Source organism: Cupriavidus mimosae, from assembly GCF_023952485.1.
Lineage (GTDB): Bacteria > Pseudomonadota > Gammaproteobacteria > Burkholderiales > Burkholderiaceae > Cupriavidus > Cupriavidus taiwanensis_C.
The window spans coordinates 114,301-128,233 of the sequence record NZ_JALHRY010000009.1 but is presented as its reverse complement, the minus strand read 5'-3'; the positions used below and the strand labels follow the sequence as shown (position 1 = coordinate 128,233).

Genomic DNA, 13,933 nt, shown 5'->3' with positions numbered 1-13,933 from the left:
GCCATTTTCGCATCCCAGGCCGAGCATGGCAGCATCCCCGGCGCCATCTCGTTTGAATCGCGACGTTTTGCCGGGGCAACGGCCAGGCACGCAACGATGTCCCGAATAGAGCCCGTGGAACCGGACATCGTTGCAGCGGGCAGCCCTTATGATCGGCCATGCCTCATGTTTTCTCTTGCGGACCGAATCATGATTTCTGACGACGAACTGGCTGCACAACTCAGGTCCTGGCGCCACGCGCTGCACCGCTGCCCTGAGACGGGCTTCGAGGAATGGCAAACTGCGGACTTCATCGCTCGCGTGCTTGGCGAGATGGGCATGGAAGTGCATCGCGGCATCGGCGGCACGGGCGTGGTGGCAAACCTGCGCGCCGGCTCAGGTACCGGCGTGATCGGGCTGCGCGCGGACATGGACGCGCTCGCCATTCAGGAAGACGCGCCGGGACGCGCCCATGCGTCTGCCACGCCCGGCAAGATGCACGCCTGCGGCCACGATGGCCATATGGCGATGGTGCTGGGCGCCGCCAGACTGCTCAGCGAACGCCGCGATTTCGAGGGTACGGTGCGGTTTATCTTCCAGCCCGCCGAAGAGCATGGGCGTGGCGCCAAGGCAATGATGGCGGATGGCCTGTTCGAGCGTTTCCCCGTGGACGCCATCTTCGGTGCGCACAACATGCCCGGGCTGCCGGCCGGCAGCATCGCCACGCGCGCCGGCGGCATCATGGCCAGCGAGGACAACTTCGTGATCCAAGTGAAAGGGCGCGGCACGCATGCCGCGCGGCCGCACATGGGGGTCGACCCAATCGTGATCGGCGCCGAGATCGTCCTGGCGCTGCAGACCATCGTATCCAGAAACCTCGATCCCGGCCTGCCCGCGGTGATCTCGTGCACCGAGTTCATCACAGATGGCATCCGCAACGCCATTCCGACCAACGTGACCATCAAGGGCGATACGCGTAGCTATACGCCTGCGGTGCAGGCGCTGCTGGAAACCCGCATGCGCGAGATAGCGGAGGGAATCTGCCAGCTGCATGGGGCCGGGTGCGCCTTCACCTACTCCCATGAGTTCGCGCCGACGGTGAACTGGGAGCAGTGGGTGCCTTCCGCCCTGGAGGCCGCCCGCAATGTCGTGGGCAGCGACCGCGTCGACGGCAACATCGCGCCGATGATGATCTCCGAAGACTTCGGCGCCTTCCTGCAGGCCGTGCCAGGGGCGTTTGTCTTTATCGGCAACGGCGAGACAGGAATGCCTGGCGGCGTTCCGCTGCACAACAGCGGCTATGACTTCAACGACGGAGTGCTGAGCGTCGGGGCGCGGTATTTCGCGGAGCTGGCCCGGGTGGCATTGCCAGTGCACCGGGGCGGAGAGCATCGACTGGGCCTCACGCTCTAATACGACATCGACGCGCCATGCGCACGCGACGTGCCCTTTGAAAGCCTGCCGCCGGAAAACCGGATTGTCTGGAAGCAGGCGGCCACACCGCAATCGTCGCTGTTCTGACGCTGCAGTAAATGCAGCCAGTTTCACGTGCTCGTATGCTGGCGGCAGGTCGCGCGGGCCGCCCCCTTCGTCGGCAGCCTCGTATCTTTCGCCGATGCCGAGCGCGAAGGCCGACGCCCCGTCAGCTTTTTCGCCGTGCACCCATGGCGTTTCCCGATGCAGGTGCCCGGGTCAGCGCAGCCCGGCGCATGCGGCGCACGCCGCCCGGGCCCCGGAGGCATCGACGGGCACGACGTGGATTTTGTTTCCGGCCATGGCTGTTTCCACGAAGATGCGAGGCAAAGCGCATCCTGCGGCAGACGCATCGGCCTTGCGCCATCACATGTCGAGCTGGCCCGAGGCGGAGAACCGGTAGCGCCCTTCCATGAACCCAAGCCCGAACAGGCCCAGCACCGTGTCATAGTAAGTCGGGGCGCCGGGCCCCGACGGAGCGCCCACGATCTTCTGCGCACGTGCCATCTGGGTGGCCAGGGCGGGCGAGCCGGCGGCCTGCAGGAACGGCAGCAGCGCGGCGGAGAAAGCCGGCGGCCCGGTGCCTTCGACCTTGCCGCTTTGCGCGTACATCTTCTCCGGCGGTGCCGCACGGCCGGCCACGCGCGCCGCGTTGGGCAGCAAAGCCCGCATCAGCGCGCGCCGCGTACTGTCCTGCTGCGGCGTCATGCCAGCCCACAGGTAGACCCGCACGGCGTCATAGCTGCTGACGTCTCCCTTGACCGGATCGCGCACGAATCCCTGCCGGCGCCCCCCGGCGCGGTAGGCCGACCAATCCGGCACGATGCCGGCATGGGACACCGCGCCGATCAGCCTGGCCGCCTGTGCGGCCAGCTTGTCCCACGGGCCGGACGGGTCGAAGGCGGCGAGCCGGCGCAGCAGCGGTACCGGCAGATAGCTGGCATTGAGGCGCCAGCGGCGCGAGCCATCGGGGCCATCGTCGATAAACCCTTGCGGACCGGGCAGCAGCATGGGGCCGAAGCCGGGCAGCGTCACCACCTCCTGCTCTGCCACCCGCCGCAGCAAGGCACGTGCCGCATCAGCGTAGGAAGGGGCTTGCCACAGGCGCGCCGCCTCCGCCAGCGCGAACGCGAACCACAGGTCGGCGTCGGCAGCCGGATTGCGGTCCAGCACGCCCCACGTGCCGTCGTCGTGCCGGCCCCACTGCCATGCGGGCAGCTTGTCGTCCAGGCGACCATTGCCAAGGTGGGCGACGCTCCAGCGCCACAGACGGTCGAACGCATCGCGGTCATCGGCGACCAGCGCGAACACCATACCGTAGGACTGGCCCTCGGACGTGCTTTGCAACGAGGGCGTGGAGTAGTCGATCACGCGGCCATCCGCCTGCACGAAGCGTTCCAGAAACTGCCGGTAGAGCGGCCAGCGGGATGCGCGCCGCGTGGCAGGCGGCGCGTGGGCGCGCGTCTCGGTGGGCCATGCGGCGGTCAGCGCGCTGGCGCCGAGCGCGCAGGCATAAGTCACGTAACGGCGGCGGGCTGGGTTTGTCATGGCGAAGGCGATGCGCCGCGGTGTAGAGCGGTGGGCGCTCTGGACGGCTCATCGCGGGCGCGCTTTCGGAAGAGTTTATGCCACAACTCGGGGCGGTCACCTAGGCGCGGTGATAAATCCGATCGCGCCCATCGGGGCTGCATCAAAGCATCACGTAGCCACCGCTCACGCCCAGACTCTGGCCGGTGATAAAGGCGGCGCGATCCGATGCCAGGAACGTCACCACACCCGAGATATCCTCCGGCCGCGACAGCCTTCCAAGTCCGCGTGCGATCGGGTAGGCGCCAAGCATCTTCTTGAGGCGGTCGTCGGTTTCGGGAGTGGCTGACGGGTGCAGCGGACCGTTGGCGATGCCTTCGTGCGAGACCGCGCCCAGTGCGATGGTGTTGACGTTGATGCAATCCCGCCCGTGCTCCTGCGCGATCGCCTTGGCGAATCCCAGCATGGCGGCCTTGGCGCCGGAGTAGACCGCCAGGCGCGCCTCGCCGACCCGTCCGGCTTCGGACATGATGTTGACGATCTTGCCGCCGCCCTGGCGCTGCATGCCGGGCAGGGCACTGCGACAGCAGTTCATCACGCCGTAGACATTCAGGTCGACGACTTCCTTCCAGTCTTCCACCGGCATTTCCATGAACGTCGGCGGCATGCCGCCCCTGGTACGGCGCGCCACGGTTACGCCGGCGTTGTTCACCAGGATGTCGACATCGCCGAAGCGTTCCCGTGCCAGCGCGAACATGCGCTCCACCTGCCCGGCGTCGCCAATGTCGGCCTGCACGGCCAATGCCTGGCCGCCTGCGGCTTCGATTTCCTTTTGCACGGCCTGCGCGCGCTCGAGGAAGTAGTCGTTGACCACCACGCTGACGCCTTCGCCAGCGAGTTCCAGGCAGATGCGCCGCCCTACGCCTTGTCCGCCGCCCGTCACCAGTGCGACTTTGCCTTGCAGATGCAGTTCCATTTCGGTTCTCCTCCAGATTTCGGTATGTCGATGTTTCAATGTCCGCCGCGGTGGCTCAGCGCCCGACGAAGCGGGGCTCGCGCTTTTCGACGAAGGCGCGCATCCCTTCCTTCCGGTCTTCGCTGTCCACCACCATGGCCGCGCCGTAGCATTCGAACTGCAGGCCCATGTCAACCGGGCCCTGCATTCCCAGGTTGACTGACCGCTTGGCAAAACGCACGGCCAACGGCGGTTGCGCGGCGATGCGCCTGGCCATGGTCAAGGCCTCGTCCAGCAGCTTGTCGTCGTCGGTCACGCGGTTCACCAGGCGCATCTCCTTCGCCGCGTCGGCGCTGATCAGTTCGCTGGTAAAGATGAGTTCCTTGGCCACTGCCGCACCCACCACGCGCGGCAGGCGCTGCGTGCCGCCGGCGGCCGGGATGACGCCGAGCCTGATCTCGGGCAGGCCGAAGCGGGCCGACCTGGCGGCGAGCCTGATGTCGGCGCACAGGGCCAGCTCCAGGCCGCCGCCGAGCGCCACGCCGTTGATGGCGGCAATCACGGGCTTCTCGAATTCCTCGATGCCGCGGAACAGCTCGTGGGTACGTTGCTGCGTGACGTAGTAGTCGGCGGGATGGGCCGTGCCCGCGGCGCGCTCCTTGATGTCGGCGCCAGCACAGAACGCCTTGTCGCCGGCGCCGGTCAGCACCACGCAGCGCACGCTGGCGTCGTCCCGCGCCAGCTCGAAAAATGCCTTGGCGAGGTCCGGCTTCATGGTGCCGCCCAGGGTGTTCATCCGCTCCGGGCGGTTCAGCCGGATAATGGCCACGCCGTCGACCACCTCGTACAACAGGGTTTCGAACTGCATCGATGTCTCCTTGATTGGAATGATGTTCGCGCCGATGTCCGCGCGAGGGTGCGCCGGCGGCAGCTGCGGCCGGCGCACCCGGGGTATCACTGCGATGCCGCCAGCACGTGGGCGAAGGCCACCGAGCCGAGCCCGATCATGTGCGCCAGGCCCAGGCGCGCGCCCGGGTGTTGCCGTCCGTGCGCCTCGCCGCGGATCTGGCGCGTGATCTCGGCGATCTGCCCAATGCCGGTCGGCCCGGTCGGATGACCCATGCCGAGCAGGCCGCCCGATGCATTGACCGCGCATTGGCCGCCGATCGCCGAAGCGCCGCGTTCTAGCCAGGCTGCCCCTTCTCCGGGTGCGCACAGGCCCATGGCCTCGGTGTAGACCAGTTCCTCGATCGAGAAGGCCTCGTGCAGCTCCACCAGGTTCAGGTCGCGCGGCCCGATGCCGGCCTGCTCGTACGCCAGTGCGGTGGAGCTGCGCACCATGTCGATGGCTGCCGACGCATCGCCTTGCTCGAGCTGCTCGCTGTTCGCCGCCGATGCCAGCACGCGCACGGCGCGGCGCTTGTCCAGGCCGAGACGCCTGATCGCGGCCTCCGATACCACGATCACGGCAGCGGCGCCGTCGCCGCGCGGGCAGCACTGCTGCACCGTCAGGTCGCCCACCACCTTGGGCGAGGCCATGACCTGCTCGAGCGTGCGGGGCTTGCGGAACTGTGCGTACGGGTTGAGCGCCGCATTGCCGTGGTTCTTGACCGCGACGCGCGCCATGGCTTCGGGCTTCAGGCCATGCCGGCGCAGGTATTCATGCGCCATCAGCGCGAACTTCACGGGGGGCATGGTCGCGGTCGGCGCAAGGTGCGGCAGGCCGTCCTTGTCGGCGGCCTTGCGGCCATCGCCGAACTTGTCCACGCCCATCGCCACCACCACGTCGGAGACGCCGCTTGCCACCTCCAGGCACGCCTGGCGGAACGCCGAGCAGCCCGATGCCGAAGCGCTTTCCACCTGCGTCACGGCAAGGCCGGTGGAGCCCAGGTGGCGGAACATGACGCGCCCGGTAGCCATGCCGATCGCCGACGTCCCGACGTAGGCGCTCTGCACCTCGGGCCAGGCGATGTTGGCGTCGGCCAGCGCCTCGCGCATCGCGCGCAGGCCGAGGCTGACATAGGGGATATCCGATGCGAACTGGTATGGATGCAGCCCGATGCCAATGACGTACACGGGGGTTTGCTGAAGCAGTCGGTTCATCGCTGCACCTCCCCGGTCGCGGGGGCAAAGCGCAGCGGAAAGCGGTCGCCGCAGGGGGCGTCGCGGCGGATCACGCCCTGGACCGTCATGCCGGGAACCAGTTCCGATTCGCTGGCCACGTCGACGAGCACCTCTTCGCGTATGCCTGGCGCAAAGTCGACCTCGCCGACCACGAATGGCGGCGGCATGCCAGGGACCAGCGGCGCATGCACGGTCACGTAGTTGCGCAGCGTGCCCCGGGCGGGCAGTTGTTCAACGGTGCCACGTTCGGGCTCCGCGCCGCAGAACTTGCAGCCATAGGCCGAAGCGGGATAGGTGGGATGGCCGCAAGCGCCGCAGCGCAGGACGGCCAGGCATGGCGCGCCCTGGGTTTCAGGCGGACGGGATGGCTCGCTTTGCATGGGTCTCCTTTTAAGCGTGCGGGTGCCGTGCGGTCTGGCACCGGTGCCGATCTTTATCTTGCATAACTACGATAGGTCGTATTAGCATCCAGTATATCGTAGTAACGACCCCTGTCAAACACGGAAGCGCGTACGAAATCTCGTAGACTTGCGGTTTGGGCGGATCTCGCCCTGCCATCACGAGGATTTCGGAGAACCCATGCCTAGCTTTGTTCCTGCTGCCGCGCGCAGTCTTGCCGTCTTCGAGGTGTTCTCGCGCGAAAAGCGCGAGCTCTCCAATTCGGAACTGGCGCGCCTGCTCGATCTGCCGGAGAGCAGTTGCTCCGACCTGCTGCATACGCTGACCGAGACCGGGTATCTGATGCGGACCGCGCGCACGCGCCGCTTCTATCCCACCATGCGGCTTCATTCGATCTGTGAAGCCATTGCCGGCAACGATCCGCTGGCGGCGGTGGCCGCCGAGGCCACGGAGTTCCTCACCGGCAAGACCGGCGAGACCTCGTTGTGCGGCCGGCTTGACGGGGCCCATGTGCGGGTGACCGGCTTCCAGGAAAGCCGCTACGAATTGCGTTACGTGCTGCGGGTTGGCAAGCGCCTGGCCTTGCATGCCACGGCGCTTGGCAAGGCCCTGCTGGCGGTACTGCCACCGGAAGACGCGGCGCGGCAGCTGCGCCTGCGCGCGCTGCCCAAGCTGGGACCCAGGACGGAGATCAATCCGGTGGTGCTGGAAAAGCAGATCGCCGACGTGCGCAAGCGCGGCTGGGCCTGGGTCGAGGACGAAGGCGGTGAAGGTGTGACGGCCATTGCGGTGGCCGGACGGATCGGCGATGAACCGTTCGCGATCTCGCTGGCGGGTCCCACCGAACGATTCAAGCGCCGCAAGGACGAGTACCTGGAGGTGATCGAGGCCGCGCGGGATCTGGTTTTCCCCGCCTTCCAACAAAACTAGGCCGGCGCATGGGACCGTCCCTGTGTCCGGCCCTGGTATCGGCGATGCCCGGGCCTGCAATGCTGCCCGGCGTCGCCCGTATTTCTAACCGGGCTTTTACAGGAGACCCCCATGTTTTTCGAAGCAACTCCCGAGCAGCGGCTGCTGCGCGACAATATTCGCCGATTCATGCAGGCGGAGGTGGCACCGCTGGTCAGCCGGCACGACCAGGAGAAAACCTTTCCGTTCGAGATCCTGAAGGGTCTGGCGCAGTTCGGCTATATCGGCGGGCGCCTCTCCGAGGAACAGGGCGGGATGGGGCTGGACCAGCTCACCTGGGCGATGATGATGGAAGAGGCCGGCTATGCCTGGCTTTCGCTGCGCACCATCCTGAACATTACCAACGGCCCGATCGCCAAGCTTGCCGCGGTCGGCACGGCGCAGCAGAAGGCGCGTTTTCTCGCGCCATTGCTGGCCTGCGAGCGCAAGGTGTTTACCGCGATCAGCGAGCCGGGTACCGGCTCCAACATCGCGCAGATACAGACGCGTGCGGACCTGGACGGCGATCACTACGTGCTCAATGGCCGCAAGCTCTGGATCACCAATGGCGCATTCGCCGACTTCGGCATCGTGGTGGCCCGTACCTATAGCGACAATTGCGAGGGCCAGTTGTCGACCTTCCTGGTCGAGCGCGACGTCAGTCCATACGAGGTGCGCCGGGTCGACACCATGGTGCTGCGCAGTACCGGCACCGCCGAACTGGGCTTCGACAATGTTCGCGTGCCGCGCGAGAACCTGCTGGGCGAGGAGGGCAGCGCGCTCAAGCGCATGCTGCAGGGCCTGGACGGGGCGCGTGTCAATATCGCGATGGGCGCCGTGGGCGCGGCGCAGGCCGCGCTCGACCTGGCCACTAACTACGCCAGGACGCGCACCCAGTTCGGCCGACCCATCGGTGGCTTCCAGCTCGTGCAGAAGATGATCGTCGACATGACGATTCGTGTGGAAGCGGCACGTGCGCTCGGCTACCGCGCCGCGATGGCGCTCGACCGCGGAGAGGATACGCGGGTCTCGGCGTCGATCGCCAAGCTGTATGCGACCGAGGCCGCGCACGAAGTGGCCAGCATGGCCCTGCAGGTGCACGGCGGACTCGGCTATGCGACCGACTACCCGATCGAACGCATCTTCCGCGATACGCGTGGCGGCACCATTCCCGAAGGCACCACCGAAGTACAGACCCTGATCGTCGGCCGCGAGATCCTCGGCATGTCGGCCATTGCCTGAGCGGCAACAGCCGCGCGAGCGTGCCAACGCTTATCGCCCGGCGCATCAGCGTAGCGCCGGATTCCACAGACTTCCGCATCGAGAGAACAAAGATGGAGACATACCAAGACCTGTCGCGGCTCGTCAGCCCGCGTTCCATTGCCCTGGTGGGCGCCAGTGACCGCAGTGGCAGCATCGGCGCCCGCGCGCTCGAGAACCTGCTCGAGCATTCGGATTTTCGGGGTGACGTGTACCTGGTCAACGCGACCAGGCAGGAAGTGGCCGGGCACAAGGCCTGGCCCGACGTGGCGTCGCTGCCGGCGGTGCCCGACACTGCCCTGGTGGCGGTGCCCGCCGAGCACGTGCTCGCCGTACTGGAGCAGTGCGGCGAGAAAGGGGTGCGCTTCGCCATCATCCTGACCTCGGGCTTTGGCGAAGCCGGCGAAGAGGGCAAGGCCGCCGAACAGACCATGAAGGAAATCGTGGCACGCACTGGCATGCGCATCTACGGACCAAACTGCCCGGGCCTGACCAATATCACGGAGCGGCTCGGCTTCACCTTCTCGCCGTCGTTCCGGCACGATCTCCGCGGCGGTCCGGTGGGGCTGGCCACGCAGGGCGGCGGCCTTGGCCGCAACGTGCTGCAGGCGATGGACCGTGGCATCGGGGTCGGGCTCTGGAGTTCCAGCGGCAACGAGGTCGACCTGCAGGTGAGCGACTTCATTCACTACATGGCCGATGCGCCCGATATCAAGGTCATTGCCACCTTGCTCGAAGGCGTCAACGACGGCCGCAAGTTCGTCGCCGCCGTGCAGCATGCGGCGCGCCAGGGCAAGCCGGTGGTGGCGCTGAAGGTGGGGCGCTCCGAATACGGGCGCAAGGCAGCGCAGTCGCACACGGCATCGATTACCGGCTCGGCGGAGGTCAACAGCGCCGTGTTCGCCCAGCTTGGCGTGGTCGAGGTGGATGACATCGACGAGCTGATCGACACCGCCTGGCTGTTTGCGCGCGGCCTGCCGCGCCAGGGTGGTGCCCTGGCGATCTACTCGGGGTCGGGCGGCACCGCGGCGCTGTGCGCCGACATGGTCGGCAACGCCGGGCTGCAGCTGGCCGAGTTCGCGCCGCAGACCCTTGCCGTGCTGCGCGACGCCTTGCCTTCGTATGCCGCCATCGACAACCCCATCGATACCACCACCGCCGTGATGGCCAGGCCGGAGCTGGCGCGGACTTGCCTGCAGGCGGTTTGTCATGACCCCAACGTATCGCTGGTGCTGCTGCCGCAGGCGCTCGAGTATGGCGCCATCACCAAGCTGGCGGCCGACATCACGGTACAGGTGCAGGAAGAGAGCCCGGTGCCGATGCTGCCGATCTGGATGAGCGAGCGCCAGGGCGACGCCTACAAGGTGTTTGCCGATGCGGGCCTGGCGCCCGTTCGCAGCATCAGCAAGGCGGTCAAGGCGGTGCAGCGCTGGCTGGCCTATGCCGACTGGCGTGCCCGCGCCGATCTCGACTTCAGGCCGCTGCTGCAGACCGCTGCGCGGCCGCTGGCCGACGTGCCCGCGCGGGCGCTGTCCGAGCCGGAGGGCAAGGCGCTGCTGCGCCAGGCCGGCATCGCCGTTCCGGTGTCGCGAGTGGCGGCCACGCTGGAGCAGGCGCGAGCGCTGGCGCGCGAGGTGGGTTACCCGCTGGTTGCCAAGGTGGTGAGCGCGCAGATCCAGCACAAGTCGGACGTCGGCGGCGTGGTGGTCGGCATCGTCGATGAAGCGGGGCTCGAGGCGGCCTGGCAAGGTATTCACGCGTCGGTCGCGCGCCACGTGCCCGAGGCGCGCATCGAAGGACTGCTGCTCGAACATATGGCCGCGCCTGGCGGGCTGGAGATACTGATCGGCGTTTCGCGCGACCCGGTGTTCGGGCATATCCTGACCTTCGGCCTGGGCGGAATCTATGTGGAGGTCTTCAAGGACGTATCGCGCCGCATGTTGCCGTTGTCGGCCACCGAGGCCGAGGCGATGATCCGCGAGGTGCGCTGCTTCCCGTTGCTCGATGGCGCGCGAGGCAAGCCGCGTCGCGATATCGCCGCGCTGACGGCGCTGCTGGTGAAGGTGTCGGACTTCGTCGTCGCGCATGCGGACCGGCTGGTCGAGATGGACCTGAACCCGGTCTGGCTCGGCGTCGCGGGCGAAGGAGTCTTGCCGCTCGATGCGGTGATCGTGATGGCGCAAGGCGAGGGGGAGCAATGAGCACGACCCAAGCAAGCCACGCCCCGCCGCTCGCGGGGGTGCGCGTGATCGACATGACCGAGTTGCTCCCCGGCCCGTTCCTGACGCAGTCCCTGGTCGAGATGGGCGCCGAAGTCGTGAAGGTGGAACGCCCACCGCACGGGGACAACGCCCGACGCCTGGCACCGGGGCTGTTCGCCGCGCTCAACCGTGGCAAGCGCAGCGTGTTCTGCGACCTGAAGCGCGACAGCGGCCTGGCCGAGTTGCGGGAGCTGATCGCGCAGGCGGACATCCTGATCGAATCCTATCGTCCCGGCGTGATGCGCCGGCTCGGGCTGGACTACGACAGTCTGCGCGAGCAGTTTCCGCGTCTGATCTACCTGTCGCTGACCGGCTTTGGCCAGGACGGCCCGCATGCGTTGCTGCCAGGGCACGACATCAACTATCTGGCGGCGGCGGGCGCGCTGTCACTGACGGGCGCACCGGGTGGTCCGCCGGAGCACCAGGCCATGCTGCCGATCGCGGATCTGGCTGGCGCCTCCACGGCGCTCTCCGCGCTGCTGGCCGCGCTCTACCAGCGCACGTCGAGCGGACGCGGCCAGTATCTGGACGCGGCGCTTGCCGACAGCGTGCTGCACTGGATGGCGCCTCGGCTGGGGCTGTTTCGCCAGAAGGCCGCGACCACCCCCGACGCGCAGCGCGCGATGCTGGGCGGCAAGCCCGCTTATGGCGTGTTCCGCTGCAAGGATGGCCGCTTCCTGACCATCGCGGCGCTGGAGGAGCACTTCTGGCGCGGCCTGAATTCGGCGCTGGGTCTGTTTGCCGCCGACGATCCCTGTTGCGTGGACCACGCCGCGCGGATCGCGCATGCCGATGCCATCAATGCGCGCCTGGCGCAGTGCGTGGCCGAGTATGACGCGGATGTGCTCATGGCACGCCTGGCGCAAGCCGATCTGCCCGTGTTTCCGGTGCTGGACGCGGTCGAGGCAGTTGCGCAGGCCCGGACCAGGTCGGGCGCGCGGATCACCGAGACGGAAAGCGGGCCGCTGCCCGGGTTTCCCGTGACGCTGGAAGGGATGGCCTGAAGTATCGCGGGTATCGCGGGGCGGCGGCCTGGCGTCGCGCCCCGCGCAGCTGGCCTGATCAGTCCAGCCTGGCGCCGGACTTCTTGACCACATCGCCCCACTTCACGATCTCGGCCTGGATGAAGCTGCCGAACCTGGCTTCGGACAGGCCGTACATCGGCATGCTGCCGTATGGCTCGATCGATTTGCGCACCTCGGGGTCGCGCAGCGCTTGCTCGGTCGCCTTCGCAATCAGCGCCACGGTCTGCGGCGGCGTGCCGGCCGGCACCAGGATGCCGGACCAGCTACTGGCCTGCGCCATGGCATAGCCGGATTCGGCGATGGTGGGCACGTTCGCCAGCAGCGCCAGGCGTTCCTTGCCCGTGGTGGCGAGCGCGCGCAGTTTGCCGCTCTGTATGAACGGCAGCACGATGCTCGGATAGTCGAACATCACGTCGACCACGCCCCCGAGCAAGTCGTTGATGGCGGGTGAGCTGCCCTTGTATGGAATATGGGTCAGCTTGACGCCGGCGCTGGCCTGGAACAGTTCGGCGCTCAGATGCGTGCCGGTGCCGGCGCCCGCCGATCCGAAGTTGACCTTGCCCGGGTGCTTCCTGGCGTATTCCACCAGTTCCCTGACGGTCTTGTAGGGGCGCGAACTGTTGACCACCATGATCGTGGAGGTTTCGGAAAGCGCGTGGACCGGCACGAAGTCCTTCAGCGGGTCGTAGCGCACCTTGCTGTACAGCGCCAGGTTGGCCGCCATCGTGCCCTGGGTGCCATAGATCCATGTGTAGCCATCGGGCGCCGCGCGCGCCGCCACGTCCGTGCCGACCATGCCTCCGGCCCCGGGCCGGTTTTCCACCACGACCGATTGTTTCAGGGTTTCCGACATCTTCTTGGCGATGGTGCGCGATGCAGTGTCGGTGATTCCGCCGGGGGTGAACGGCACGATCCAGGTGATCGGCCGGCTCGGAAATTTTTCCTGCGCGCATGACAGCGACGGCGCCAGGACCAGCATTGCCACCAGCGGTCGCAGCCGGACTCGGAAAGTTCTGTTCATCTTTGTCTCCTGGATATTGTCTTCGAAATGTCGAATTAATATACAGCCAATCGTAGAAAAGAAAAACAGGGAATCCAAGGACGAGGGAAGCCACCCGGGGTGGTGTCATCGGGGAAGCGGCGGTCACTGCCGCAAATCGGAGGGCGAGCGTGGCGCTCGCTTTCAGGGGCTGCGGACGCAGATGCGCCGGCTCAGGAAGGCGCGCAGGATGGCGAATTCGAGCTCATTTGAGCCCGATAGCAGCGGGCGCGAGGGCAGGGCGCCCCCACCCGCTGTCAGCAGGGCGTCAGCGCAGTACCCGATAGGCCGACTGCACCAGTCCGGAAGGGAAGTGGCGGCTCGATTCAAGCTTCAGGCTTACGTCGTGCGGCAGGGCGCCGAACAATGGCCGGCCTGCGCCGATCAGCACCGGCACCGTGGTGATCACCATGTCGGCGATCCATCCTTCGCGAAGGAACGACTGCACCAGCTGGCCGCCATCGACATAAACGCGCCGCACCCCTTCCGCCTCCAGCTGCGCCATCGCGTCCGCGGGCGTGGCATCGGAAAAGCGCACCTTGCCCTGTAACGCGTCGGGCACCGGCTTGCCGGCCAGTTGCCGGGACAGCACCAGCACCGGACGGTCGTAGGCCCATTCGCCCATCGTGATGATCTTTTCATAGCTGCCACGGCCCATCACGATGGCGTCCTTGTCGGCGATGAAGTCCGTGTAGCCGTGGTCTTCGGCCGGGTCATCCCGCTCGAGCAGCCAGCCGATGTCGCCGTCGGGGCGGGCGATAAAGCCATCGAGGCTGGTGGCAATGAAGACGTGTCCGGTGATCATCTCTCTTCCATTGAAATACGCCGGGGCGTAGCGTTGGGATGTGGCTGCTGGGCCGGCCCGAGAGCCGCCATCTTGAGCATCATTACCGCGCGCGGACCATCTGAAATCGTGTCGCCGGCAGGGAAGCGGCTTGCAGAA

At 67.1% G+C, this 13,933-nt stretch carries 12 protein-coding genes; 5 read left to right on the top strand and 7 right to left on the bottom strand.

Annotated elements, in window-relative coordinates:
* The first annotated feature begins 189 nt into the window (after positions 1-189).
* Positions 190-1,392 carry a M20 aminoacylase family protein gene (locus tag MKD50_RS17970; RefSeq protein WP_252668031.1) on the top strand — a complete coding sequence of 401 codons (1,203 nt, stop codon included), beginning with the start codon at positions 190-192 and terminating at the stop codon, positions 1,390-1,392.
* A 426-nt stretch (positions 1,393-1,818) separates the two neighbouring features.
* On the opposite strand, the gene bcsZ is transcribed toward MKD50_RS17970, so the two are convergent.
* The 5 genes from bcsZ to MKD50_RS17945 form a co-directional block, all read right to left on the bottom strand.
* Positions 1,819-3,000, bottom strand: a complete 1,182-nt coding sequence (gene bcsZ, locus MKD50_RS17965; protein WP_252668029.1) for a cellulose synthase complex periplasmic endoglucanase BcsZ — start codon at positions 2,998-3,000, stop codon at positions 1,819-1,821.
* 142 nt (positions 3,001-3,142) lie between these two features.
* Entirely contained in the window at positions 3,143-3,955 is an 813-nt protein-coding gene (locus MKD50_RS17960) for an SDR family NAD(P)-dependent oxidoreductase (RefSeq protein WP_115699594.1), read from the bottom strand.
* A gap of 55 nt (positions 3,956-4,010) precedes the next feature.
* The gene (locus tag MKD50_RS17955; protein ID WP_252668027.1) at positions 4,011-4,802 is read right to left on the bottom strand and encodes an enoyl-CoA hydratase/isomerase family protein; all 792 of its coding nucleotides are present in this window, start codon (positions 4,800-4,802) and stop codon (positions 4,011-4,013) included.
* Positions 4,803-4,888: 86 nt separating this feature from the next.
* Positions 4,889-6,037, bottom strand: a complete 1,149-nt coding sequence (locus MKD50_RS17950) for a thiolase family protein (RefSeq protein ID WP_252668025.1) — start codon at positions 6,035-6,037, stop codon at positions 4,889-4,891.
* On the bottom strand, positions 6,034-6,438 hold the full coding sequence (locus MKD50_RS17945) for a Zn-ribbon domain-containing OB-fold protein (RefSeq protein WP_252668023.1): 405 nt from the start codon (positions 6,436-6,438) through the stop codon (positions 6,034-6,036). Before MKD50_RS17945 ends, MKD50_RS17950 begins: the two co-directional genes overlap by 4 nt.
* Before the next feature lie 199 nt (positions 6,439-6,637).
* Between MKD50_RS17945 and MKD50_RS17940 the strand changes: the two genes are divergently transcribed.
* From MKD50_RS17940 to MKD50_RS17925, 4 genes are all read left to right on the top strand, one after another.
* Positions 6,638-7,387 carry an IclR family transcriptional regulator gene (locus MKD50_RS17940; RefSeq protein ID WP_115682286.1) on the top strand — a complete coding sequence of 250 codons (750 nt, stop codon included), beginning with the start codon at positions 6,638-6,640 and terminating at the stop codon, positions 7,385-7,387.
* 111 nt (positions 7,388-7,498) lie between these two features.
* Positions 7,499-8,647: an acyl-CoA dehydrogenase family protein gene (locus tag MKD50_RS17935; protein ID WP_252668021.1), complete on the top strand. Its 1,149-nt coding sequence runs from the start codon at positions 7,499-7,501 to the stop codon at positions 8,645-8,647.
* Between the two features lie 92 nt (positions 8,648-8,739).
* Positions 8,740-10,866, top strand: coding sequence for an acetate--CoA ligase family protein (locus MKD50_RS17930; RefSeq protein ID WP_252668019.1), 2,127 nt, complete (start codon positions 8,740-8,742; stop codon positions 10,864-10,866).
* Positions 10,863-11,930: a CaiB/BaiF CoA transferase family protein gene (locus MKD50_RS17925; RefSeq protein WP_256503766.1), complete on the top strand. Its 1,068-nt coding sequence runs from the start codon at positions 10,863-10,865 to the stop codon at positions 11,928-11,930. Before MKD50_RS17930 ends, MKD50_RS17925 begins: the two co-directional genes overlap by 4 nt.
* A gap of 58 nt (positions 11,931-11,988) precedes the next feature.
* Here the strand turns inward: MKD50_RS17925 and MKD50_RS17920 are convergent, their stop codons facing one another.
* Together MKD50_RS17920 and MKD50_RS17915 are read right to left on the bottom strand one after the other, a co-directional pair.
* A complete protein-coding gene (locus tag MKD50_RS17920) occupies positions 11,989-12,972 on the bottom strand; it encodes a Bug family tripartite tricarboxylate transporter substrate binding protein (protein WP_252668017.1) in 984 nt (327 codons plus the stop codon).
* Between the two features lie 286 nt (positions 12,973-13,258).
* On the bottom strand, positions 13,259-13,795 hold the full coding sequence (locus tag MKD50_RS17915) for a dihydrofolate reductase family protein (RefSeq protein WP_252668014.1): 537 nt from the start codon (positions 13,793-13,795) through the stop codon (positions 13,259-13,261).
* Positions 13,796-13,933: the final 138 nt, after the last annotated feature.